Here is a 23,602-nt window from a genome sequence, read left to right on the forward strand (position 1 = left end):
GTATATTAGCTTAATGTTCCACGTGAAACATTTGCATTTTCTCTTCTTCTTTAGCGCGCATTAAAGCTTCATCTTTTTCAGATTTATCTTTGTAACCGCAATAATGCAAAACACCATGTGATAGTACGCGGCGCAATTCTTCATCAAAAGAAACCTTGAAATCATCAGCGTTTTCACGAACACGCTCAACAGAAACAAAAATATCACCCTGTATTAAATTTCCTACTGTGTAATCGAAGCTGATAATATCGGTTAGTGTATCGTGATTTAAATACTCTACATTTATTTTATGAAGATATTCATCGTCACAAAAGATGTAGTTGATTTCACCGTCATCAAATCCTTCCGACTCAATTATTCGAGAAATCCATTCTTCGTATTGCGATTCATTATCCAGTTCGAAATCGGTTTCGTAATTAAAACTAATCATTGCCTTTAAAATAATTTTGTACTTTCTGATTAAAATTGGGCTGCAAAGGTAAGCTTTGTCTATTTAATATTTCAATACTGTTCAAATATTCTTTTAGTTCATTAGAAAGTGGAGCAGTAGTGCCTTGAAAGTTTTCTCTGTTAGCATTCGATTTTCGTTTATTATCTTCTCCTTGTTGTTGAATCGCTTTTTCTAATTTCAATAACTCATGTTTTAAATTCAACATCTTTTGCAAGGTTTCGTTTTTAAAACCTTTATTGATTAATTGCTTTTCAATGTCTTTCATTTGGTTCATAGCATTCTGACCAATTCCTGATAATCCTTCCTTTTCTAATGCTTTTTGAAGTGCATCACGCAATTGTCTTTGCTCTTTCAAAATCTCTAAAACTTTACCAGCATTTCCTTCAGAACCGTTTTCCCCATCTTCACCCGATTTTCCTTGTTCACCCGATTTTCCTTTAGAATCTTTTCCTTTATCTCCTTCTTTACCCTTGTCACCATCTTTACCTGGTTTCATACCTTCTTTCATTTTCTCACCCAATTCTTCTTGTGATTTAATGATATCCGGCAATTGCATTCCTTTTCCTTGACCTTTTCCTTTTTGAGGTTTTCCTTGACCTGAACCCGACATTTGCATTTGCATTTGGCTTTGCACATTGGAAAGAAAATCAGCTAATTTATTGGCAGAAGTTAAAACATATTGTTGGTGTGAAGCTCCTTTAGAAATATTATTATCCGCCAAGGTTTCCAAACTTTTATCCATGTTATAATGAATTTCACCAACTTCATTTAAAATAATTTCAGAAATCATAGGATTACGCATGGCAACGGCAAACAGGCTATCATCAACATGTTTGAATTGATTTTTTAAATTCTGCTGTTGCTTTAAAACGGCATTAAATTGAAGCGAACGCGATTGCAAACTTTTGGTAGTACCAATTAACTTCTCTTCATCAAAAGAAAAAGCAACTAAATTATCCAAAATTTGACGTAAAGCTTTAGCATCTTCTTCCATCTGTTGCATGTCGCCAGCCATCATAGAAGAAGCCATTGATTGACTCATTTCCTTCATCTTTTTGGCTGCAGACTTTTGTTTGGGTTTCGCAGATTCCTGATTTTGTTTTTGTAGTTGCTCACTAGCTTTATTCATATCTTGCTCGATATCTTTCTGCTCGTTTTTATCATTTGGAATGTCTAGCGGTGCTTTTAAATCTTTGTTATCTTTGTCTAATTGATCAAGCTCTTTTTGAATGTCTTTGAATTCATCGGTGATTTTCTCTTGATTTTCTTTGGAATTATTTTTAGAATCTTCTGCTAATTTTTCTTGTTTTTCAGCTAATTTATCTAATTTATCAGCGATTTGTTCTGCTTTCTTTTCCACATAAAAACGCTTGGTTAATTCTACCAATTGCTCTAAATTTTTGTTTTGCGATTTAGCGTTTTGCTTCATCTTATCCATTTTGTCGAAGAGTTGGTCTTTTTCTAATTTCTTAGAAAGCTCCTCCAGTTCTTTCAAAAGCTTTTCGTTTTTCTCTGCTTGTTTTTCTGATTCTTCTAAACGACGCAGTAATTCTTCTTTATCTTTATCTTCATTTGTAGGTTTGAATTCTTCCAAATTATCCGAAAGTTTTTTACGAAATTCTTTCATCATCTCATCTTGTTGTTTTTGACGGTTGATGAAATCTTCTACTTTTTTGGAATCTTTATAATCCAAACTCGATTTCTCTTTGTTTAACTTTTGTAATTTATCAATTTCAGCTAATTGTTTTTCTTGAGTTTTAATAGATTTTTCAATGCTGTTGATGTTTTCGTTTTGTTCTTGTAGTTGTTTGTCTTCTTTTTGCGAATTTGTCATTTCATAATGAGAAAAAACAGACGATTTAGTGCTTTTGTAATTATTAACTATATCATTGTCAAACACTTCGAAGTAATAATCGTAAGCCAAACCTGGTTCCAATTGCAAACTATTTGGAAAAGTATAAACAAATTGATCCACCGTTTGATTCTTCAATGTCAAATTAGCTTTTTTAACGGTATTTGGATTATTTGTTGGGTAATAAACCACTTGTAGTTTTGACAAACCATAATCATCAGAAACTTGACCAATAACTACTTTGTTTTTAACTTTCAAACTATCAGGAGCCAATTGCGTTGTGATAACTGGAAATTGATCTTTGATAACAGAAATTTGGTAACCCAAACGTTCATGATTAACAAAATTAGCGTTGGAAGTAGCAATTTCATAAGCCAAATTATCTTTGATTTTTCTTGAAATTCCAAAGACATTCTCACTTTTAGAAAACGGAGCGCTATTTTCACCAACGATGAAAGCAACATTGGATGTTGCTTGTGCTTCAATTGACCATGAAATAACAGTTCCTTCAGGAATAATAGCATTTCCAGAACCAAAAATAGTTTCTGATTTCTTTCCAATGTGCGACGGATAATTTAAGTGCATTTTGAAATTGGAAATCGTTGGAGTGGCTTTTACTTGAAGTTCGTATGTTGGTGAAACCACAGCATTGGCTTGCAAAACAAACGATGTGTTTTTTGTAATGGCATCGAAAACATATTCGTAAGTTCCGTTTGGTGCTTTTTCTAAGAAATAACGCTCGTTACCTAGAACTATACTGATGTTTTCAGGAATTACTTTTCCTTCGGTTTTCACTTGTAATAAGAAAGATTGATTTTGTTGGGCAACCAAATTCTTATTCAAAATCACAAACTGAAAAGGCGCTGGCGGAATGTATTGTGTTTGATAATTTACCACACGATCAAAACTAGAAGAAATTATAGTAGAATTTCCAGTGGCGAAGAAAATCAGAAATAAAATAATAGGCGCTAAAGCATAAGGCAAAAACTTCTTGTTCTTAGCAAAATTAATCGCATTTGAGAATGGAATAGGTTCTAATGCATTTGCTTTTTGTTCAATAGAAGCCAATAATAATTCGGAATCTTCATTTTTGGAAGCCAATTGTAAAAAGTTCAACAACTTATCATTCACTTCAGAAAAATGGTTTCCAATGATAGCGGAAGCTTCAGAATAACCAATTCCTTTTTGCAATTTGAATAATTTGAAAAGCGGAAATAAAATAAATCGACTCAATAAAAACAATTCCACCGCAACAAACAACCAAAACAAAAATGTTCTTCCGCTAGTGGAAAGCCATAAAAAATGTTCCACAAGTAAGGTGAAAATAAAATACAACAAACCTATTCCAATGAACAATAAGCTTCCTCTTATGATTTCATTGGTATAAAACTTTTTAATAAAAGCTTCTAATTTGGTGTAAATGATATGTTTTGCTTCCAAAATTGTTAATACTTTGTTTATAACCGATAAAATTACAACATCTTAGCTGATAAGTCAATAGGTTTTAGTGAAAGTTAACACTTTAAAAAATGAGAAAAATTAAAACCACATAGAAACATAGTAAATTAAATATGTAAAAGGCGTTACACTGACAATAGAAATCATAGTGATTCTATGTGAATCCGACAAGGGTTATGAAGAACTCTAAAAAAACATATGTTTCTATGTGGTAAAAACTATTATAAAACAGATTAAAAAGATAAGTTTTTGAAACTTCTGACTTCCAACTTCTAACTTCTAATTATCTTTGTACAAAATTTAATGAAATGTCAGTAAGAGTAAGATTTGCACCTAGTCCAACTGGACCGTTGCATATTGGTGGTGTTCGTACCGCTTTATTCAATTATTTATTTGCCAAAAAACATGGTGGTACTTTCTATTTACGAATTGAAGATACCGATCAAACGCGTTTTGTTCCTGGAGCCGAAGCTTATATTTTTGAAGCTTTGGAATGGTTAGGAATTGCGCCAGATGAAACCGTTGGAAAAAATGAAAAATTTGGACCTTATCGTCAAAGTGAACGTAAAGCGATGTACCAACAATACGCGGACCAATTGATTAATTCAGGTTGGGCGTATTATGCTTTTGATACCGCTGAAAGTTTAGATGCGATGCGAAAAGAAGCAGAAGCAAATGGAAAAACGTTTATTTACAATCATTCGGTTAGAGAACAATTGGATAACTCGTTGACAGTTTCACGTGAAAAAGTAGCAGAACGAATTGCAGCTGGCGAACAGTATGTTATCCGTTTTAAAACGCCTGTGAATGAAATTTTAGAATTAAAAGACATCATTCGTGGTGACATTAAATTTGATACGAATTTATTAGATGATAAAGTATTATTCAAATCAGATGGAATGCCAACGTACCATTTAGCGAATATTGTGGATGACCATTTGATGGAAACTTCACATGTAATTCGTGGTGAAGAATGGTTGCCAAGTTTACCATTACATGTTTTATTATACAAAGCATTTGGTTGGAATGCACCAGAATTTGCGCATTTACCCTTGATTTTAAAACCAATTGGAAACGGAAAATTATCCAAACGTGATGGCGATAAAATGGGATTCCCAGTATTTCCTTTGGAATGGAGAACAGAAGAAGGAACTTCTTCAGGATATAGAGAAAACGGATTTTTCCCAGAAGCGGTGATTAACTTTTTGGCTTTATTAGGTTGGAATGATGGAACCGAACAAGAGATTTTCTCCTTAGAAGAATTGGTACAAAAATTTGATTTGAACCGCATTCACAAAGCAGGAGCGAAGTTTGACCCAGAGAAAAACAAATGGTTTAATCATCAGTATTTAATAGGGAAAAGTGATGAGGAGTTAGCTTTAAGTTTTGCTGAAGATTTAGAAAAACGTGGAGTCTCGACTACGCTCGATTTGACAAGAATTGTGGGAATGATTAAAGAAAGAGCGAATTTCGTAACAGAATTTTGGGATTTAGCGGATTATTTCTTTGAAGCTCCAACTTCATATGATGAAAAAGCAGCTAAAAACTGGAAAGAAGAAACACCAGAATTAATGCAACAAGTGATTTCTGAATTGAATAAAATGGAAGATTTTAGTTCGGTTACTATTGAAACAGAATTGAAAAATTGGATGACAGCTAACGAAATTGGAATGGGAAAAATAATGCAACCGTTACGATTGAGTTTAGTAGGGGCATTAAAAGGCCCACATTTATTTGACATTATCGAAATGATAGGAAAAACCGAAACGGTGAAAAGAATAGAAAAAGCAATAGCTAGTTTATAAAAGAAAAGCCTCTGAAATTCAGAGGCTTTTTGGTTTATTCAATAACACTATTTAATCTTTTTACATATTCATCTTTTCCAACCATTTCATCCTTTTTGACTCCTCCAATGCGAATTGCAAAAGGACTACCTCCAACAGATTTTGGAACATAAAAAAATAATTGTTCGTAATTTTCAGATGAATAAATATAATACAATATTGTATAATATCTATATTCAACGAACTCATCTGATCTTTTGCCAGCCATAGGTTTAAAATGCTCATAAACAAACGCATAACCTTTTTCATTATCTAAAATTGCCTTTTCAATTCTTACTCTATCAACAAATTCATATTTATGTTTATATTCTGACTTAAATTGTTTTATATAATCTTCACTAAACATTTCTTTATCAATTAATAAAGTAAGATTACTCAATTTACTTGCATTAGGATTCATTGACTTTAAAGTTGCTTCTTTAGAATATTTCATCCCTTCACTCATAGAAAAATCATCATTTTCAAAATTCATTGCATTATCAATAGTATTTTTAAATGTAGTCAATGCGAATTTTATATCAGCTTCAGAAATTAATTGAAACTTAGTTTTGAAAAAAGTCGATTTTTTTGCATCATAATTATAATTATAAGTCATTAAATATCCACTATTTATCATAAAAGCTTTTCCGCAAATGCCAAAAAATATATTTGTATAAGTAAAGGGTGCTTTTGTATTATATTTAAAGCCAATAAAATTATATTTCTCTTTATTACCTTTAATAAACTTATTAAACTCTTTTTCTGTTAAGTATTTTTCAATTCTTGACGCTCCAAAAACTTCTTCTACATATTTCTTAATATAGGGATTAAAATTTGCCGCATTTTTATCATTTTCATCTAATTGTAATACAATTATAGGTTTAGTATTTGCAATTTCCCAATCTGTTTTCTTAGGGAGTTTAAATTGAGCAGAAGAAATAGTAACCAATAATAATAAGATAGAACTAAAAAGTGTTTTCATAAATAATAATTTAGTTGTTAAACAAGAAAGCTCAAATATTTTATATTTGAGCTTTCGGGGCGATTTTTTTTTAAAAAAAAATTAAAAATTTTTTTCTTACAAATAAACCGTAATCATAGCGCTTAATAAACCGATGTTTCCTTTAAACTTTTCTCCGTTTAAGGTTTTTAGATCGTTGTTTTTATTTAAGTTATTCATGATGTTGTTGAAACCGTATTGGTAACTTACATGGAAACGCACGTGTTTGATTCCAGCAGTTAGACCGGCATAAAGGTTTCCGTTGATTTTTGTGATATCGGTTAGATCATTTGCGGTTACTAATGGACTATCTTTTAGTAAGGCTAATTCGTCTTCTTTATCAATTTTAAGTTTGCCATTTACTTGCAAAACAGGACCAATTTCTAAATTCAAATGGTTTTCTATTACTCTGTAACTGAAACAAAAATAAATTTGAACCGCTTCCATCGTAAAATCAATTTCTTTATTGGTAACAGATTCTAATGAAAAAGTGCTTTGGGAAAAATGCATGCCGTAAACCGCTTGCCAATTGTTGTAATAATTTCCTCTTAATGAAAATCCACCAATAAAACCTTGTCCAGGAGTTGCGTTGAATTGGTCAGAAAACAAACTCAATTGTGAAACTCCGGCAGAAATTCCAATGTGATTGCTGTCTTTATGACCATGTTGCGCTATTGCAACTGTTGAAATCATACAAAATAAAAAAATTAATTTTCTCATATACTATTTTTAAATAATAAACCACATAGAAACATAGGTTTTATGATTGTAAGAGTTTACCATAGATTGCACTTTACATAGCAACTATGTTATCTATCTTTAATAAAATACCTTAATTTTTTCCGTTTAAAAATCTATGTTTCTATGAGGTTAAACTAGTTTTTAAATTAAAAGAAGCGCCAAAAGTAAACTTAATAAAATGAATTTTGTAACTTTTCACTTAAAAAAGCGTATAATAATAGTAATCAATTTAAAATTATAACCATGCCACCATTATTAATTATTATTTTAGTCGTTGGACTCTTTATTTTACTGAGTTCGTTTTTTACAGTTAAACAACAAACATCAGCTATTGTTGAGCGTTTTGGAAAGTATGCAAGTACTAGAACTTCAGGGTTACAATTAAAAATTCCTGTAATTGATAGAATTGCTGGAAGAGTTAATTTGAAAATTCAGCAATTAGATGTAATCATTGAAACCAAAACCAAAGACAATGTGTTTGTAAAGTTGAAAGTTTCGGTACAATTTAAAGTATTACAAGATAAAGTGTATGAAGCATTTTATAAATTAGAATATCCGCACGATCAAATTACTTCTTATGTATTTGACGTAGTACGTGCTGAAGTTCCAAAATTAAAGTTGGATGACGTTTTTGAAAGAAAAGATGATATTGCCGTTGCCGTTAAACGCGAATTAAACGTTGCAATGTCCTCTTACGGTTATGATATCATTAATACATTAATTACGGATATTGATCCAGATATTCAAGTAAAAAATGCAATGAACCGTATTAATGCAGCAGATCGTGAAAAAACAGCTGCGGAGTACGAAGCAGAAGCAGGAAGAATTAGAATTGTTGCCAAAGCAAAAGCAGAAGCAGAAAGTAAAAGATTACAAGGTCAAGGTATTGCAGACCAAAGAAGAGAAATTGCTCGTGGTTTAGTAGAATCTGTTGATGTATTGAATAAAGTGGGGATTAACTCGCAAGAAGCTTCGGCTTTAATTGTGGTGACGCAACATTATGATACGTTACAAGCGATTGGTGCTGATGCTAACTCTAACTTAATCTTATTACCAAATTCGCCTCAAGCAGGAAGTGAAATGTTGAATAATATGGTAGCTAGTTTTACTGCAAGTAACCAAGTGGGTGAAGCAATGAAAAAAGCGAATAGTACAAAAAGAGTAAAAGGAAGTAGTACAAAAGATGCTTTTGGAGGTACAAAAGAAAGTGAAGAATAAATTTCGATTTTAAATTTACAAGATTAGAAGAAACCATCAATAGCAATATTGGTGGTTTTTTTATTGGTTTTAATTGAAACAAATGAATTATATAATAAATGAATTAAAATGTATAATGTTTATAATCAGAATTAAATGAACTTTGTTTTACTAATTTAATATAAACTATTATGCCGTTAATCAATATTTTAATCACATTAATAATTGTAGGTTTTCTTCTTTGGCTTGTAAATAATTTTATACCAATGGATGGCAAAATTAAAAAAATAGTCAACATCATTGTATTGGTTGTGGTTGTTATTTGGTTACTAAAAGCTTTTGGTATTTTAAGTCAACTTACTAGTTACAAGGTTTAAAAGATTAACAAATTTACACCGTTTCAGAATCAACATTAAATAATCATCAAATGAATTTAAAAAGAATTTTTGGCGCAATACTTACTATCCTTGGAATAGTTGGACTTATATATGCAGCTGTGCTATTTGTAAACAATGGCGAATCGAATCAAAATATTAAAATGCTAGCTACTTATGGAATTTTAGGTCTTGTATTTTTTGTTTCGGGAATCAATTTAGTTCGCACAACTAAAGACGAAGCATAAAATAAAACATTGGTGTGTTTTTAATCGTATCTAAATCTATTCTACTAAAAATAGTTGAAAAAAAATTTATCGAATTTGAAATTATAAAGAAAATAAAACCTAAAAAAGGCTAAAATCAAAATAAAGCGATTTCAGACATTTTTACGTACTTATATGTAAAAACACCTTGGCGGAAATTATTATTTTCTTAAAATTAAAATATAAAAGCAGTTTTTTAAAGTTTATAGTTATCAAAAATCAAATTATAATAGTTTTTAACAATTATTATAAAAACCAATTAAAACTAAATTTATAATTACAAATTCTGATAAATAAAAAACCTGCAAGATTTTTTTCTTGCAGGTTTTTAAATATAAATTTGGATGCTGACCCGAGCTTGCGAATTGACGAAGTAAATAAATTCAGCAAGACAAAAAATTTTAAGCTGAAAATTGCGACTGTCTACTGAGTACTGATTTTCGCCCAAGTATCTCTTAATCCCACTGTTTTATTGAAAACTAATTTTTCAGCTGTTGAATCTCTATCCACACAGAAATAACCTAAACGTTGGAATTGAAAATGATCTAATTCTTTGGCAGTAACTAAACTTGGTTCTACAAAACCAGTAATTACTTTTAACGAATTTGGATTGATAAATTCTTTAAAATCAACTTCTTTGTCTTTATCTGGACTTTCATTGGTAAATAATCTATCGTAAATTCTAACTTCTGCTTCTTTGGCATGAGCTGTTGAAACCCAATGAATCGTTCCTTTTACTTTTCTTTGACTAGCCTCTGTTCCGCTACCCGATTTAGAATCTACATCATAAGTAACGTGAATTTCGGTAATTTTTCCAGTTTCATCTTTTACAACTGATTCTCCTTTAATGATGTACGCATTTTTCAAACGCACTTCAGTTCCTAAAGTCAATCGGAAAAATTTCTTATGTGCTTCTTCTTGAAAATCTTCTCTTTCAATATATAATTCTTTAGAAAATGGCACTTTTCTGAAAGTCATCACTTCTTCTTCTGGATTATTTTCAGCTTCTAACCATTCTTCTTGACCTTCTGGATAATTGGTAATTACCAATTTCACTGGATCTAAAACCGCCATTACTCGAGGTGCAATTTTATTCAAATCTTCACGAACGCAGAATTCTAAAAGCGAAACATCAATTAAATTATCACGCTTTGCAATTCCAATGGTATTAGCGAAATTTCGAATGGAAGCTGGTGTATAACCGCGTCTTCTCATTCCAGAAATGGTTGACATTCTTGGATCATCCCAACCTGTAACGTGTTTTTCTTCAACTAATTGCAATAATTTTCGTTTAGAAACTACAGTATGCGATAAATTTCTACGTGCAAATTCTCTTTGTTTTGGACGTACTTTATTTTCATCATATATTTGGTTCAAAAACCAATCGTACAATTCGCGATGCGGCAAAAACTCTAACGTACAAAACGAATGCGAAATTTGCTCTAAATAATCACTTTCTCCATGAGCCCAGTCGTACATTGGATAAATACACCAATCGTTTCCTGTTCTGTGGTGATGCGCATGCATAATGCGATAAATAATAGGATCACGCATTAACATATTGTTCGCGCCCATTGAAATTTTGGCACGTAAAACGTAACTTCCATTAGGAAACTCGCCGTTTTTCATTCTTTCGAATAAGTCTAAATTTTCTTCAATAGAACGATCTCTATTGGGACTATTAGTTCCAGGTTGGGTTGGCGTTCCTTTTTGCTTTGCCATTTCTTCCGACGACTGATTATCGACGTAAGCTTTACCATTTTTGATTAATTCCACTGCCCAATCATACAATTGTTGGAAATAATCCGAAGCATAACATTCTTTATCCCATTTGAAACCTAACCATTCTACATCGCGCTTGATAGCATCAACATATTCTTGTTCTTCTTTAGATGGATTGGTATCGTCGAAACGTAGGTTAACTGGCGCATTGTAATCAATTCCCAAACCAAAATTTAAACAAATAGCACTGGCATGACCCACATGCAAATAACCATTAGGTTCTGGTGGAAAACGGAAACGTAATTTATCTGATGACAAACCATTTTTTAAATCTTCTTCAATGATTTGTTCTATAAAATTCAATGATTTTTCTTCTGTTGACATTGTTTTCTCTATCTTTTGTGCAAAGATAGAAAATGTTTAAAGTTTAAAGTTTAAAGTTCATTAAAAAATGAGATAAAAAGGTAGTAACTTTGAACTTGAAACTTTGAACTAAAAATTTATGGGAACTATTAAATTACAAAATATAAGAACCTTCTCCTATCACGGATGTTTGGTTGAAGAAGGAAAAATTGGTTCAGATTATCGTGTAGACTTAGAAATTAAAACTGATTTACGTAAATCTTCACAAACCGATGATTTAGCTGATACGGTAGATTATGTGTTGTTAAATAAAATTGTGGTAGAAGAAATGGCGATTCGTTCCAAATTATTAGAACACGTTGCCCAACGCATCATAGTGAGAACATTTGCTGAAATTCCATCGATTTCACGCATAAAATTAGCGGTTTCTAAGTTAAATCCGCCTATTGGTGGTGATGTAGAAGCGGTTACGATTGAAATGGAAGAATTTAGAAATTAGTTGGCAGTGTTCAGTAATTAGTTGGCAGTTAAAAAATTACGTTTATAATTGATTTTTTTGTTCATGATTGAAATAAAAAATACAGCAAAATGGTAAACTTTTAAACTTTAAACTTTTAAACTTTAAACTTTTTCTATACATTTGCAGTCCGTTCAACAAATGGCGTCGTGGCCGAGCGGCTAGGCAGCGGTCTGCAAAACCGTCTACCCCGGTTCGAATCCGGGCGATGCCTCTAAAGAGTTACTAGAAATAGTAGCTCTTTTTTTTTTTGGTCATTCTGTAAAGAATCTAAAAAATTAATTAAAGAAATTCCGGGCGATGCCTCTAAAACCTTCTAAGAAATTAGGAGGTTTTTTTATGAATAATTTTTAGAAGATTGCTATTTCTTATCATCAAGAATCAATAGTTCAATTCCATTGACTTTAATACTTCTAATTACAGAATCATTTTCAAGTTTAATATTGAAAATTTTAACTTTGGAATTGTTCTTTAATTTATTTAAAATCTCTTTTGGAAATATATTTCCATTTACAGTAATTGTTTTTTTATTAGAAAATTCTATATCAAAACTTATTACTCTAGGAAATTTGATTTCGAATTTTAAATTTGGAATATGAGCTGTAATTGTTGCGTTTGATAAATCATTTTTAGAAATTTTTAAAATACAATTTATGCAACTTCTATCTTCAATTTTAACAAAGGGAGCATGTAAATTTTCTATTTTAAACTCATGTTCTTCAATGATTATTGAGTCATCGAAGTTAGTAATCTCAACAAAAACCTTTGCAATTAAACCAATTCCAGGTGCTAAAGTATATTTTCCGTCTTGGTTTTTATTAACTCCATTTCCATAAATTTTATAAGATTTTGCATCGTTTACAGCAATTGAAATTGGATTTGTAATTCCTCTGTAAACCACATTCATTTTATCTAAAGCAATAACGCTTTTAGATGCTGGAATTGTGTCTTGAGCAAAAATTGATAGTGAAAATAAAAGGAATAAAATGTGTTTCATGATTAACTAATTTATCTATCCGAATTAAACCATTCAGAAGAATTCCAATGAGGACTAATTCCGCCAAGTTCAGGGAAATCTATTTCTGAATCTTTGGAATGTAATAAAACAATTAATTTTTTTCCATATAGAAGCCAATTTCTAGATTGTTTTGAAATGATGTCAAGAATTGCTTCTGAATTTTGTCTATCTTCTTTGTAAAAATCATCAAAATGTCTAAAAACTAAAATTAATCCTTTAAAATTGGTATCAATCATATCTAATAAACAATCATTGAAAGCGTCTAAATTTTCACCATAATAATCAGGAAAATGTAATGACTCTTTTAATTTCTTATGAAAATTATGTTTTGTCCAATTACTTAAATTCATATCTATGATTTCGAACTTATTATTTTGAAACCAAATCAAATCTTCATTTAAAACATTGGTTTTAAAATACTTACAAATAGGCCCATTTTTAAGAATTTCTATATCTTTTCCTTCAGAATTTTTCATGATGATTACGATTATTCTTCAACCGAAGTATTTGGTAAAAACTTATTGGTAATCATTTCTTTTTCTTTTGGGAAGAAACCTTGGAGAATAAAAAACAATCCAAAAATTAAGATAATCATACTAATTACACGCTTAATTTTGTAAATGTTTTGCGGTATTAGTTTGTGTTTTAATTGCTTTGCTAACAAGATTTTAGCCACATCAAACAATAAATAAAAAACTAAAATTGCGGCGAAGAAAACAGCAATTCTTGAGGTATCCATTTCCATTTGTGGGCCGTAGGTAATGATAATCATCATCCAAAAACCTAGAACACCAATGTTGATGAAATTTAATAAAAATCCTCTGAAAAATAAAGCGAAATAGTTGTTTTTTGGAATATTATCATCGTCTTTAATGATTTCGGTTTGTTTTTGGAAATTTCGTTTTAATAGAATAAATGAAATTAATCCGTAAGCCAACATAATAATTCCTCCAATAACAAAAAGTGTTGGACTATCCTTAAGTTGTTCTAATAGTTGATTGGTACTTAAGTAAGCGATAAGTATAAAAATAACATCGCTAAAAACAATTCCTAAGTCAAAAGTAAAAGCCGCTCTAAAACCTTTGGTAATACTGGTTTCTAATAAAACAAAAAAACCAGGACCAATTGAAAAAGCTAACAAAAGTCCCCATGGAATTGCGGTAAGTATGTCTTGTAAGTACAAAGTACGAAGTTAAAAGTTTAAAATACGAAGTTATGAAAAATCTGCCAACTAAAAACTGAGCACTACCAACTATTATTTCACTTGTTCAATAGTTCCGCCAGCGATTTTCTTTTCGTTGATTTGTTTTGGTTTGCCGTAGATTCTGATTTCGCCACCCGCTCTGGTTTTAGCATCTACTAAATCTGTCGCGTTTACATGAGCTATTCCGCCAGCGTTTACAGTAACTACAGTTTGTTCGGTTACACAATCTTGTCCGTCGTATTTGCCGCCAGAATTAGATAAAATATCTTGGTTTTTAACCGAACCTTTAACAGTAACGATACTTCCAGCTGATGTTCGTACTTGCAATCTACTCGCTTGTAAATTTAGTAATTTTATTTCTGAACCTTCTTTACAAATGATATCAAAATTGATTGCTTTTATTTCTTCTTTCGAAGCAATTCTACTGCCTTCATTAGCTTCAACTGCGTCTAATTTTTTATAATAAACGGTTGCTGAAATGTCATCGCCTTTTAGTAATTTTCCAAAAGGCATTCTGATTTTTAATTCGCCGTTTTTATTTACCAATTCCACTTGATCCGCCTCTTTTCCTTGTAAAATAACTTTATTTTCATTGGATGGAATTAATTGAACGTCAATTTTATCAAAGGAAGAAACTTTGGTAAAATCACCGACATTTTTTTCGGTTTGGGAAAAAGCTATTGAACTGATTAACAATAAACTATAAATTATTTTTTTCATTTTTTATTTATTTAACACCTACAAGGTTTTAAAAACCTTGCAGGAAAATTAATTATTTCATCATAGGAATCGTAACATGTTACGATTCTACACGTTTTTTCTTAAATAATGAAAATCCAATTGTTTTTTTACTAAATCGGCATTTTTTACTTTAACGTAAACTTCATCGCCTAATTGTATGATGTTTTTAGAAACCTCACCAACTAAAGCATATTGTTTGTCATCAAACGTATAATAATCATCTCTAATTTCACGAATTCTAACCATTCCTTCGCATTTGTTTTCGATGATTTCTACGTAAATTCCCCATTCGGTAACACCAGAAATAACACCTAAAAACTCTTGGTCTTTGTGATCTTGCATGTATTTCACTTGCATGTATTTCACAGAATCTCTTTCGGCTTGAGCAGCTAAATATTCCATTTGAGAAGAATGCAAACATTTGGCTTCGTAATCTTCTTCACTTGCACTTTTTCCTCCATCTAAATAATGTTGCAACAAACGGTGTGCCATAACATCAGGATAACGACGAATAGGTGACGTAAAATGACTATAATAATCAAATGCTAAGCCGTAGTGACCAATATTTTCAGTAGAATAAGCTGCTTTACTCATACTACGAATAGTTAAAGTGTCTACTAAATTTTGTTCTTTTTTACCTTGAACTTCTGCTAATAAATTATTTAATGAACTTGAAATATCATTTTTTGATTTGAAATTGATAGAATAACCAAACTTAGCAATTATGGTTTGAAGATTGATTAATTTGTCTTCATTTGGTTCATCGTGAATTCTGTAAATAAATGTTTTCTTTTGTTTTCCAATGAATTCTGCTACTTTTCTGTTCGCTAACAACATGAATTCTTCAATCAAATGATTCGCATCTTTACTTTGTTTGAAATACACACCAACAGGTTCTGCATTTTCATTCAAATGAAATTTCACTTCTACTTTATCAAATGAAATTGCGCCAGCAGCCATTCTTTTTCTTCTAAGAATTTTAGCCAATTCATCCATTTTTAGAGTAGCTTCTACAATTGGTTTTGGAACACTATATTCGTTTCCAGTTAATGAAATTTCGGCTGGAATTTTATCTGATTTTGTTTCTATGATATTTTGTGCTTCTTCATACGCAAAACGTTGATCTGAATACGTTACTGTTCTTCCAAACCAAGAATCAACTACTTCCGCTTTATCATTCAATTGAAAAACAGCAGAAAACGTATATTTTTCTTCATTAGGACGAAGTGAACAAGCAAAATTGGATAGAACTTCAGGTAACATTGGAACAACTCTATCTACTAAATAAACTGAATTTGCTCTATTATAAGCTTCTTCATCTAAAATAGTTCCTTCTTGTAAATAATGCGAAACATCGGCAATATGAACTCCAATTTCATAATTTCCGTTTTCTAATACTTGGAAAGATAAAGCATCATCAAAATCTTTAGCGTCTTTTGGATCAATCGTAAATGTTAAAACATCACGCATATCGCGACGTTTAGCAATTTCTTCTTCTGTTATTGAAGTATCAATTTTATTTGCATACGCTTCTACTTCAATTGGAAAATCATACGGTAAACCATATTCAGCTAAAATCGCATGAATTTCTGTATTGTGTTCGCCTGGTTTACCTAATACTTTTATTACGGAACCAAAAGGAGAATCCGCTTTTTTAGGCCAATCTTCTAAAGTTACTAAAACTACATCACCGTGTTCGGCATCACCAATTTTATTTTTTGGAATAAAAATATCGGTATACATTTTAGCATTGGCTGTGCTTACAAAAGCAAAGTTTTTTTGAATATCAATTACACCAACAAATTCTGATTTTTTTCTTTCTAGAACTTCTAAAACTTCCGCTTCTGGTCGGCGCGAACTTCTTCTGTTATAAATATAAGCTTTTACTTTATCGCCATCTAAAGCATGATTTAAATTAATAAATGGAATAAAAACATCGTCTTCTAATTCGTCGCAAACAAAATAACCTGTTTTACGTGAAGTCATATCTACAACTCCTTCATAATATTCAGCTTTAGATATAATTTGATATTTACCAATTTCGGTTTCATGAATTTTATCTTGTGCTTTTAAAATTTTTAAATCACGGATAATTTCATTTCTACTTTTGGTGTCATTTAATTCTAAAGCAGCTGCTATTTGTTTGTAATTAAATGATTTAGAAGGTTCTTTTGAAAGTATTTTAAATATTTGTGCAGTAAAATCTTTTGGTTTATTTCCTAATCTTTTTGGTTTCTTACTCATTGTCTCTTTTCTAATTATTGCTGAAAGTTACGAAATTGTTATAAGTTAATAGGAATTGAAGAGAAGTTTTAATGAAAAAATAACTTTTCGTATATTTGTAATATAACGAAAAAATGAAAAAGACATGAATGATTTTGTAGTAGTAGCAATTTTTAACAATCAAAGAGAAACCATGAATTTAAGAAGTGTTTTGGAACGAAAAAAAATTCCATACATTATTCAAGATGAAACGGTGGTTTCTGTCGATCCTTTACAAAGTATTGGTTTTGGAAATATTCTTTTAAAAGTAGAAGAAAAAGACGTAAAAGAAGTTAAAAAAATTCTGAAAGAATTAAAGAAAGAAAAATTTTTAATTGATTAATTAATTATAAAGGGTTTACTTATGTAAATCCTTTTTTTTTTAACGTTATGAAAGATTTTATTACGGCAGCTGTTTTTAATTTTCAACATGAAACTTTAATTCTAAGAAATTTATTGGAACAAGAAGGAATAGCGTATTTTTTTGAAAATGAAACTATCGTTGGAATTGATCCATTTGCAACAATAGCTTACGGTGGAATTAAATTAAAAGTACATCCTAATGATTTAGAAACTGTAAAAAAAATTCTTCAAAACTTAAATGAAAGTGATCATTTAAAAATAGTTTGATTTATTAAAAGTTTAAAGTTTTCAACATTTATTAAAAACAACAAAAATATTTTTTAATTAAATTTAAATTAATGATGGTTATTATAGCGTGTTAATATGTAGTATAAGTTTTTAATGAAAAGCTATTTATAAAAGTTATGTTAATTTATACAATGTAATTAACAATATCAATTTTTCTTAATGAGTTGAAATGTAACTATTTTAGATTAGTCTTACTATAGTTATCAACAGTTGTTGAATTCTAATTTTTTATTAAAATTGTAAATAACTTCCTCTTACTTTTTTGTTAATAACTAGACTATAAACTACTCATAAATTTAAAATAAAAATCGATAACTAATCTTGATTTTTTAAAAGCAATTTTGCATTACAATTTTTTTTCTACCAACTTTAAAAAACTTCTTATTTTCTATCTAAAGTTGTTAACAATTAATGTTAATTTAAGATTAACTGAATATCAAGGAATTAGATTATTTAATTAACATATAATAAAATTCATTGTATAAAATTGAATACTTTATTGATTTTTAATGATTTACCTTAAAATTTCATATTGTTTCGTTGGTTTTTAAAATCTTCCTGTAAAAGTTTAAAATCTAGTTTTCCTTTGTTCTTTTTTAAATGTTCTAGAATAACAAAGCTTCTTTCTATTTTTAAGTTAGAACTTTTATACTTACTAATAACATGAATTAAAGTTCGTTGTACACCAGGAGTTAATCTATGAAATAAATCACTTCCATCAGGATCGCTAAATAAAACTTCTTCCATTTCTTCTGAAATAGGCATTCCGTATTTAGATTTATCAGGTTGCAGCTCAACTAAAACAATATCACCAATTGTTACTTTTATTTCTTTTAAAACGTCTTTATTTAACAAAATGTAATTAAAATTTCCTTTCGGAGCCATAGCTCTACTAATAGTTGTCAAATTATTTAGTGTACATTTTATGCGCTTGTCTATAGTATTTGGTAGTAGTTCATTATAAACTTCTTTTGGAATTTCTATATACGGACCATGACCTAAATTATTTTCTCCAAAAGAGTTAATTTTTGCTTGAAATTTCATTTTAGTTGTTTTTATACACAAAGCTAATTTATTATAAAACAACAAATGATTACTTTTGTATAATATAATTAACAACACAACTAACAATATGAAAATTTCAATAGGAAACGACCACGCTGGTCCAGATTACAAAAAAGCTATTGTAGCTTATTTAGAAGAAAAAGGACATACCGTTATCAATCATGGAACGGATTCCTTCGAAAGTGTAGATTATCCTGATTTTGGTCATCCAGTAGCGTATGATGTAGAAAGTAAAAAAGCCGATTTAGGAATTGTAATTTGTGGTTCTGGAAACGGAATTGCTATGACAGCTAATAAACACCAAGATATTCGTGCGGCTTTATGCTGGACAAAAGAAATTGCACAATTAGCGCGCCAACATAATGATGCTAATATTTTAAGTATTCCAGCAAGATATACTTCAATTCAACAAGCAGTTGAAATGGTTGATGCTTTTTTAACAACGCCATTTGAAGGTGGACGACATGCCAATCGAGTAAATAAAATTGCTTGTAAATAATTGTAGATGGTGGATTTTCTGATACTAGATTCTCAGATGAAAAATCCTTATCTTTCAAACATCCAATAGCTGAATATCTAATAATAATGAGCCAAGTCCATATTCATAAACATGAAGTAAAAGGAACCAATTTATTGATTTCCATTGTACTCAATGTAGTAATTACGATTGCTCAAATTGTAGGTGGAATTGTATCTGGAAGTTTAGCATTAATTTCAGATGCTTTACATAATTTTTCAGATGTACTTTCTTTAATTTTTAGTTTAGTTGCTCATAAATTATCAAGAAGAAAAGCTACAATCAATCAAACTTTTGGTTTAAAACGTTCCGAATTATTAGCCGCTTTTGTAAATGCTGCTACTTTAATTATTGTAGCTTTCATTTTGATTTATGGCGCTATTGAACGATTTTTCAAACCTCAAGAGATTGAGTCTAATTTAGTTATTTGGTTGGCTTTACTCGGAATTTTAGTGAATGGATTTTCGGTTATTCTATTAAAAAAAGACGCCGACCATAACTTAAACATGAAATCTGCTTATCTACATTTATTTACTGATATGATGGCATCAGTAGCGGTTTTAGTTGGTGGTTTGTTAATGAAATTTTACGGTTGGTTTTGGGTAGATAGTGTCATGACTATTTTAATTGCTGTTTATTTAATAATAGTTGGTTCAGATTTAATAAAAAAATCCACAAAAATGTTGATGCTTTTTACTCCAGAAGGTATTGATATAAAGGAAGTGGTTCGTGAAGTTCATAAAATTTCTGGTGTTGGAAAATTGCATCATATTCATATTTGGCATTTGAATGAAGAAGAAATTCATTTAGAAGCGCATTTAGAATGTTCGGAAGATTTTACTTTAACCGAATTTGATGCTTTGTTAAGTAAAATTGAACTTTTGGTTTTTGAAAAATTTGGTATCAATCACATTACGATTCAACCTGAATTTAAAAAAGAAGATCCAAAAGATTTTATCGTTCAAGATTAATTTTTAGTAACTTTAGAATAAAATAAATTCTAATGCAATTACTTGATTTACCTTCCATCCAAAATCTTTATAAAAAAAGACAACTTCATTCACACAAAGGTTCGCACGGACATGCCTTATTAATTGCTGGTAGTGAAAATAAAATGGGAGCAGCTATTATAGCTTCCAAAGCTTGTTTGCGTTCGGGTGTTGTATTATTAACAGTTGCTTTTTACCCTGAAAACAAAAGTGTTCTTTTCAATTCTATTCCCGAAGCGATGTATGCCAATTCTTGTGTGATGAACGATTTATCACCGTATCAAGCCATTGGAATTGGTCCCGGAATTGGTGTGGGTGAAATCAGTCTGCAATATATTTACGAATTGTACGAAAATAAACTTCCAGTTGTTTTTGATGCTGATGCTTTGAATGTAATAGCGAAATATAAAATCGATTGGAAAAACTTTAATTTTCCATTTGTTTTAACGCCACATCCAAAAGAATTTGACCGATTGTTTGGTGAACATCATTCTGAATTTGAAAGAAGAAATATAGCGATTCAAAAAGCGAAAGATTTAAATTGTGTGATTGTTTTAAAAGGACACAAAACGTTTATCACTGACGGAATTCAAACTTTTGAAAACACCACCGGAAATTCAGGTCTAGCAAAAGGCGGTTCTGGTGATGCGTTAACCGGAATGATTACTTCGTTTTTAGCACAAGGTTACGAACCAATACATGCTAGTATCTTAGGAGTTTATCTTCATGGACTAGCAGCGGATATCACACTTCAATCGCAAAGCGAAGAAAGCATGTTAATAACCGATGTTATTGCCAATATCGGGTTAGCTTTTAAACATTTGAATTCCGAAATACAATAAAACAATTTGAAGTATCAAAATACTATAGAAAACCAAAATAAAAGAAAACTTATTGGTTTTGTGTTTGAAAAAATTCATTCCTAATAACCCTCCAATATTCCCACCAACTCCAGCTAATAAAAGTAAATTGAATTCAGAAATACGTTTTCTATTATTTTTAGCCAACCATTTATCATATCCAAAAACTAAAAATGTTATAATATTAATGACAATAAAAAAGCATATTAAGGCTTTATTCATTTTAATATATTTTTATAAAATTAAAAAAATTGAATAAACGATCAATTAAATACTTTATAAACTTTGCGAAAACCTTTGCATCTTTGCGTTAAATAAAAATATAATGACCAACATAAATTTCATTCAAAACCAAACCAACATTGCTCCAAAAAGCATTGAAGCTACTATAAAATTACTTTCAGAAGATTGTACGATTCCGTTTATTTCGCGTTACCGAAAAGATCAAACCGGAAATTTAGATGAGGTGCAAATCGAAGCCATTTCGAAATTAAGCAAACAATTTGATGAAATTATCAAGAGAAAAGAAAGCATTTTAAAAGCAATCGATGAGCAAAATGCGCTTTCTCCTGAATTGAAATCCAAAATTGAAAACAGTTTTGATTTACAAGAATTGGAAGATTTCTATTTACCCTACAAAAAGAAGAAAAAAACCAAAGCTGATGTCGCTCGTGAAAACGGATTAGAACCGTTGGCGAAAATTATCATGAGTCAAAAAAATGATGATATTGAGTTTTTAGCCTCGAAATATTTGAATACAAACGTTAAAAACGAAGACGAAGCGTTACAAGGCGCTCGCGATATCATTGCCGAATGGATTAATGAAAACATCTTTATTCGTAAAAATTTACGTCGCTTGTTCCAACGAAAAGCTGAAATCACAACTAAAGTCGTTAAAACTAAAAAAGACGATGAAGCGGCTCAAAAATTTTCCCAATATTTCGATTGGGCAGAACCTATTTCCAAAGCACCATCGCATCGTTTGTTAGCCATGTTGCGTGCCGAAGCAGAAGGTTTTGTGAAACTTAATGTCGCAATCGAAAAAGAAGAAGCCTTAGATTTTATCGAAGAAAATATCATCAAAAATAAAAATTCGGATGCAACTAAGCATTTAGAATTAGCGATTAAAGACAGCTACAAACGTTTGTTAGAACCAGCCATTTCGAACGAAACGTTACAAGAAGCAAAAGCAAAAGCCGATATCAAAGCGATTGATGTGTTTTCCGAAAATTTACGTCAGTTGTTGTTAGCGCCACCATTAGGTGAAAAACGAATTTTAGCCATCGACCCAGGTTACCGAACCGGTTGTAAAGTGGTTTGCTTGGATGAAAAAGGCGATTTATTGAACAACGAAACCATTTATCCTCACGCACCACAAAACGATACCACTATGGCGATGAAAAAAATCCGTTCGATGGTGAACGCATACAATATTGAAGCCATTTCTATTGGAAACGGAACCGCTTCTCGTGAAACGGAATTTTTCATTAAAAAAATCGCTTTTGACAAACCAGTCCAAGTTTTTGTGGTTTCTGAAGCGGGAGCATCGGTGTATTCTGCGAGTAAAATTGCGCGTGAAGAATTTCCAAATTATGATGTTACCGTTCGTGGTTCAGTTTCTATTGGAAGACGCCTTTCTGATCCATTGGCCGAATTGGTAAAAATTGATCCAAAATCTATCGGTGTTGGACAATATCAACACGATGTAGACCAAACCAAATTACAATCAGCATTGGATAGCACCGTAATGAGTTGCGTGAATTCCGTTGGGATTAACATTAATACCGCTAGTAAATCGTTGTTGAGTTATGTTTCTGGAATTGGTGAAAAAATGGCGGAAAATATCGTTGCTTATCGTTCGGAAAACGGCCCTTTTGAAGATAGAAAGCAATTGAAAAAAGTACCGCGTTTAGGTGAAAAAGCGTATCAACAAGCAGCCGCTTTCATCAGAATTCGCGATGGGAAAAATCCGTTGGATAACTCGGCTGTTCATCCAGAAGCGTATCCAATTGTAGAAAAAATGGCGAAAGATTTAGGCATAAAAACCAATGAATTAATCGCCAACAAAGAAAAAATTGCTCAAATAAAACCAGAAAATTACATCACATCCGAAATCGGAATTTTAACGTTGAAAGACATTTTAAAAGAGTTAGAAAAACCAGGATTAGATCCAAGAAAAGCCGCAAAAATTTTCGAATTTGACCCAAATGTAAAAACTATAAAAGATTTACGAACAGGCATGATTTTACCAGGAATCGTAAATAATATTACCGCTTTTGGTTGTTTCGTAGATGTTGGAATCAAAGAAAGTGGTTTGGTACACATTTCGCAATTAAAAGAAGGCTATGTTTCTGATGTAAACGAAGTAGTAAAAATGCACCAACACGTACAAGTAAAATTAGTTGAGGTTGACGAAGCTAGAAAGAGAATTCAGTTGACGATGATTTTATAATCGTGTAAAAAAAACAAAATTCCAAACTCCAACTTTTAAAAATTGGAATTTGGAATTTTTTATTTTGGAATATTCTAAA

The 23,602-nt window shown here is 30.8% G+C and carries 23 protein-coding genes and 1 tRNA gene; 12 read left to right on the plus strand and 12 right to left on the minus strand.

Going from position 1 to position 23,602, the window contains the following annotated elements; translation table 11 throughout:
• Window positions 1–10: 10 nt before the first annotated feature.
• Complete coding sequence (ybeY, locus tag DPN68_RS00080) at window positions 11–430, minus strand: rRNA maturation RNase YbeY (RefSeq protein ID WP_113987546.1); 420 nt, start codon at window positions 428–430, stop codon at window positions 11–13.
• Window positions 423–3,743 (minus strand): hypothetical protein, encoded by a 3,321-nt coding sequence (locus tag DPN68_RS00085; protein ID WP_113987547.1) that lies wholly within the window; start codon window positions 3,741–3,743, stop codon window positions 423–425. The genes ybeY and DPN68_RS00085 overlap by 8 nt, the downstream gene beginning before the upstream one ends.
• Window positions 3,744–4,069: 326 nt before the next feature.
• Here DPN68_RS00085 and gltX point away from each other — a divergent pair, with 326 nt between their 5' ends.
• A complete protein-coding gene (gene gltX, locus DPN68_RS00090; RefSeq protein WP_113987548.1) occupies window positions 4,070–5,566 on the plus strand; it encodes a glutamate--tRNA ligase in 1,497 nt (498 codons plus the stop codon).
• A 34-nt stretch (window positions 5,567–5,600) separates the two neighbouring features.
• Here the strand turns inward: gltX and DPN68_RS00095 are convergent, their stop codons facing one another.
• Entirely contained in the window at window positions 5,601–6,566 is a 966-nt protein-coding gene (locus tag DPN68_RS00095) for a hypothetical protein (RefSeq protein ID WP_113987549.1), read from the minus strand.
• Window positions 6,567–6,662: 96 nt separating this feature from the next.
• Entirely contained in the window at window positions 6,663–7,304 is a 642-nt protein-coding gene (locus DPN68_RS00100) for a PorT family protein (protein WP_113987550.1), read from the minus strand.
• A 264-nt stretch (window positions 7,305–7,568) separates the two neighbouring features.
• On the opposite strand from DPN68_RS00100, the gene DPN68_RS00105 reads away from it, so the two are divergent.
• The 3 genes from DPN68_RS00105 (at window position 7,569) to DPN68_RS00115 (ending at window position 9,144) form a co-directional block, all read left to right on the plus strand.
• Window positions 7,569–8,543, plus strand: a complete 975-nt coding sequence (locus tag DPN68_RS00105; protein WP_113987551.1) for an SPFH domain-containing protein — start codon at window positions 7,569–7,571, stop codon at window positions 8,541–8,543.
• A gap of 170 nt (window positions 8,544–8,713) precedes the next feature.
• Window positions 8,714–8,899 (plus strand): Thivi_2564 family membrane protein, encoded by a 186-nt coding sequence (locus DPN68_RS00110; RefSeq protein WP_113987552.1) that lies wholly within the window; start codon window positions 8,714–8,716, stop codon window positions 8,897–8,899.
• Window positions 8,900–8,949: 50 nt separating this feature from the next.
• The gene (locus tag DPN68_RS00115) at window positions 8,950–9,144 is read left to right on the plus strand and encodes a hypothetical protein (RefSeq protein WP_113987553.1); all 195 of its coding nucleotides are present in this window, start codon (window positions 8,950–8,952) and stop codon (window positions 9,142–9,144) included.
• A 441-nt stretch (window positions 9,145–9,585) separates the two neighbouring features.
• Here the strand turns inward: DPN68_RS00115 and DPN68_RS00120 are convergent, their stop codons facing one another.
• Window positions 9,586–11,268 carry a glutamine--tRNA ligase/YqeY domain fusion protein gene (locus DPN68_RS00120; protein WP_113987554.1) on the minus strand — a complete coding sequence of 561 codons (1,683 nt, stop codon included), beginning with the start codon at window positions 11,266–11,268 and terminating at the stop codon, window positions 9,586–9,588.
• Window positions 11,269–11,386: 118 nt separating this feature from the next.
• On the opposite strand from DPN68_RS00120, the gene folB reads away from it, so the two are divergent.
• Window positions 11,387–11,746, plus strand: coding sequence for a dihydroneopterin aldolase (gene folB / locus DPN68_RS00125; RefSeq protein ID WP_113987555.1), 360 nt, complete (start codon window positions 11,387–11,389; stop codon window positions 11,744–11,746).
• A 161-nt stretch (window positions 11,747–11,907) separates the two neighbouring features.
• Window positions 11,908–11,978: transfer RNA gene (locus tag DPN68_RS00130), tRNA-Cys, on the plus strand.
• Window positions 11,979–12,125: 147 nt separating this feature from the next.
• On the opposite strand, the gene DPN68_RS00135 is transcribed toward DPN68_RS00130, so the two are convergent.
• From DPN68_RS00135 to rnr, 5 genes are all read right to left on the minus strand, one after another.
• A complete protein-coding gene (locus DPN68_RS00135) occupies window positions 12,126–12,761 on the minus strand; it encodes a GldM family protein (protein WP_113987556.1) in 636 nt (211 codons plus the stop codon).
• A gap of 11 nt (window positions 12,762–12,772) precedes the next feature.
• Entirely contained in the window at window positions 12,773–13,258 is a 486-nt protein-coding gene (locus tag DPN68_RS00140) for a barstar family protein (RefSeq protein ID WP_113987557.1), read from the minus strand.
• An 11-nt stretch (window positions 13,259–13,269) separates the two neighbouring features.
• Window positions 13,270–13,965, minus strand: coding sequence for a LysE family translocator (locus DPN68_RS00145; protein ID WP_113987558.1), 696 nt, complete (start codon window positions 13,963–13,965; stop codon window positions 13,270–13,272).
• A 72-nt stretch (window positions 13,966–14,037) separates the two neighbouring features.
• The gene (locus tag DPN68_RS00150; protein WP_113987559.1) at window positions 14,038–14,706 is read right to left on the minus strand and encodes a head GIN domain-containing protein; all 669 of its coding nucleotides are present in this window, start codon (window positions 14,704–14,706) and stop codon (window positions 14,038–14,040) included.
• An 87-nt stretch (window positions 14,707–14,793) separates the two neighbouring features.
• Window positions 14,794–16,971 (minus strand): ribonuclease R, encoded by a 2,178-nt coding sequence (gene rnr, locus DPN68_RS00155; RefSeq protein ID WP_113987560.1) that lies wholly within the window; start codon window positions 16,969–16,971, stop codon window positions 14,794–14,796.
• 124 nt (window positions 16,972–17,095) lie between these two features.
• Between rnr and DPN68_RS00160 the strand changes: the two genes are divergently transcribed.
• Together DPN68_RS00160 and DPN68_RS00165 are read left to right on the plus strand one after the other, a co-directional pair.
• Window positions 17,096–17,332, plus strand: coding sequence for a DUF2007 domain-containing protein (locus tag DPN68_RS00160; RefSeq protein ID WP_113987561.1), 237 nt, complete (start codon window positions 17,096–17,098; stop codon window positions 17,330–17,332).
• A gap of 47 nt (window positions 17,333–17,379) precedes the next feature.
• Window positions 17,380–17,619: a putative signal transducing protein gene (locus DPN68_RS00165; RefSeq protein WP_113987562.1), complete on the plus strand. Its 240-nt coding sequence runs from the start codon at window positions 17,380–17,382 to the stop codon at window positions 17,617–17,619.
• A 540-nt stretch (window positions 17,620–18,159) separates the two neighbouring features.
• Here the strand turns inward: DPN68_RS00165 and DPN68_RS00170 are convergent.
• Entirely contained in the window at window positions 18,160–18,684 is a 525-nt protein-coding gene (locus DPN68_RS00170) for a DUF1905 domain-containing protein (RefSeq protein WP_113987563.1), read from the minus strand.
• Between the two features lie 88 nt (window positions 18,685–18,772).
• On the opposite strand from DPN68_RS00170, the gene rpiB reads away from it, so the two are divergent.
• From rpiB to DPN68_RS00185, 3 genes are all read left to right on the plus strand, one after another.
• Window positions 18,773–19,204 (plus strand): ribose 5-phosphate isomerase B, encoded by a 432-nt coding sequence (gene rpiB / locus DPN68_RS00175; RefSeq protein WP_113987564.1) that lies wholly within the window; start codon window positions 18,773–18,775, stop codon window positions 19,202–19,204.
• Between the two features lie 86 nt (window positions 19,205–19,290).
• The gene (locus tag DPN68_RS00180) at window positions 19,291–20,193 is read left to right on the plus strand and encodes a cation diffusion facilitator family transporter (RefSeq protein ID WP_113987565.1); all 903 of its coding nucleotides are present in this window, start codon (window positions 19,291–19,293) and stop codon (window positions 20,191–20,193) included.
• Window positions 20,194–20,225: 32 nt separating this feature from the next.
• Window positions 20,226–21,053, plus strand: coding sequence for an NAD(P)H-hydrate dehydratase (locus DPN68_RS00185; protein ID WP_113987566.1), 828 nt, complete (start codon window positions 20,226–20,228; stop codon window positions 21,051–21,053).
• Here the strand turns inward: DPN68_RS00185 and DPN68_RS00190 are convergent.
• Window positions 21,018–21,293: a DUF1294 domain-containing protein gene (locus DPN68_RS00190; RefSeq protein WP_113987567.1), complete on the minus strand. Its 276-nt coding sequence runs from the start codon at window positions 21,291–21,293 to the stop codon at window positions 21,018–21,020. The two genes, DPN68_RS00185 and DPN68_RS00190, sit on opposite strands and share 36 nt — an antisense overlap.
• 103 nt (window positions 21,294–21,396) lie before the next feature.
• On the opposite strand from DPN68_RS00190, the gene DPN68_RS00195 reads away from it, so the two are divergent.
• Complete coding sequence (locus DPN68_RS00195) at window positions 21,397–23,523, plus strand: Tex family protein (RefSeq protein ID WP_113987568.1); 2,127 nt, start codon at window positions 21,397–21,399, stop codon at window positions 23,521–23,523.
• Window positions 23,524–23,602: the final 79 nt, after the last annotated feature.

It is taken from the genome of Flavobacterium tibetense, from assembly GCF_003293845.1.
Lineage (GTDB): Bacteria > Bacteroidota > Bacteroidia > Flavobacteriales > Flavobacteriaceae > Flavobacterium > Flavobacterium tibetense.

Excerpts from the sequence above, each read along its gene's own strand:
- ybeY (WP_113987546.1), bottom strand. The coding sequence starts at position 430 with ATGATTAGTTTTAATTACGAAACCGATTTCGAACTGGATAATGAATCG.
- gltX (WP_113987548.1), top strand. The coding sequence starts at position 4,070 with ATGTCAGTAAGAGTAAGATTTGCACCTAGTCCAACTGGACCGTTGCAT.
- DPN68_RS00095 (WP_113987549.1), bottom strand. The coding sequence starts at position 6,566 with ATGAAAACACTTTTTAGTTCTATCTTATTATTATTGGTTACTATTTCT.
- DPN68_RS00100 (WP_113987550.1), bottom strand. The coding sequence starts at position 7,304 with ATGAGAAAATTAATTTTTTTATTTTGTATGATTTCAACAGTTGCAATA.
- DPN68_RS00105 (WP_113987551.1), top strand. The coding sequence starts at position 7,569 with ATGCCACCATTATTAATTATTATTTTAGTCGTTGGACTCTTTATTTTA.
- DPN68_RS00110 (WP_113987552.1), top strand. The coding sequence starts at position 8,714 with ATGCCGTTAATCAATATTTTAATCACATTAATAATTGTAGGTTTTCTT.
- DPN68_RS00115 (WP_113987553.1), top strand. The coding sequence starts at position 8,950 with ATGAATTTAAAAAGAATTTTTGGCGCAATACTTACTATCCTTGGAATA.
- DPN68_RS00120 (WP_113987554.1), bottom strand. The coding sequence starts at position 11,268 with ATGTCAACAGAAGAAAAATCATTGAATTTTATAGAACAAATCATTGAA.
- folB (WP_113987555.1), top strand. The coding sequence starts at position 11,387 with ATGGGAACTATTAAATTACAAAATATAAGAACCTTCTCCTATCACGGA.
- DPN68_RS00135 (WP_113987556.1), bottom strand. The coding sequence starts at position 12,761 with ATGAAACACATTTTATTCCTTTTATTTTCACTATCAATTTTTGCTCAA.
- DPN68_RS00140 (WP_113987557.1), bottom strand. The coding sequence starts at position 13,258 with ATGAAAAATTCTGAAGGAAAAGATATAGAAATTCTTAAAAATGGGCCT.
- DPN68_RS00150 (WP_113987559.1), bottom strand. The coding sequence starts at position 14,706 with ATGAAAAAAATAATTTATAGTTTATTGTTAATCAGTTCAATAGCTTTT.
- rnr (WP_113987560.1), bottom strand. The coding sequence starts at position 16,971 with ATGAGTAAGAAACCAAAAAGATTAGGAAATAAACCAAAAGATTTTACT.
- DPN68_RS00160 (WP_113987561.1), top strand. The coding sequence starts at position 17,096 with ATGAATGATTTTGTAGTAGTAGCAATTTTTAACAATCAAAGAGAAACC.
- DPN68_RS00165 (WP_113987562.1), top strand. The coding sequence starts at position 17,380 with ATGAAAGATTTTATTACGGCAGCTGTTTTTAATTTTCAACATGAAACT.
- DPN68_RS00170 (WP_113987563.1), bottom strand. The coding sequence starts at position 18,684 with ATGAAATTTCAAGCAAAAATTAACTCTTTTGGAGAAAATAATTTAGGT.
- rpiB (WP_113987564.1), top strand. The coding sequence starts at position 18,773 with ATGAAAATTTCAATAGGAAACGACCACGCTGGTCCAGATTACAAAAAA.
- DPN68_RS00180 (WP_113987565.1), top strand. The coding sequence starts at position 19,291 with ATGAGCCAAGTCCATATTCATAAACATGAAGTAAAAGGAACCAATTTA.
- DPN68_RS00185 (WP_113987566.1), top strand. The coding sequence starts at position 20,226 with ATGCAATTACTTGATTTACCTTCCATCCAAAATCTTTATAAAAAAAGA.
- DPN68_RS00190 (WP_113987567.1), bottom strand. The coding sequence starts at position 21,293 with ATGAATAAAGCCTTAATATGCTTTTTTATTGTCATTAATATTATAACA.
- DPN68_RS00195 (WP_113987568.1), top strand. The coding sequence starts at position 21,397 with ATGACCAACATAAATTTCATTCAAAACCAAACCAACATTGCTCCAAAA.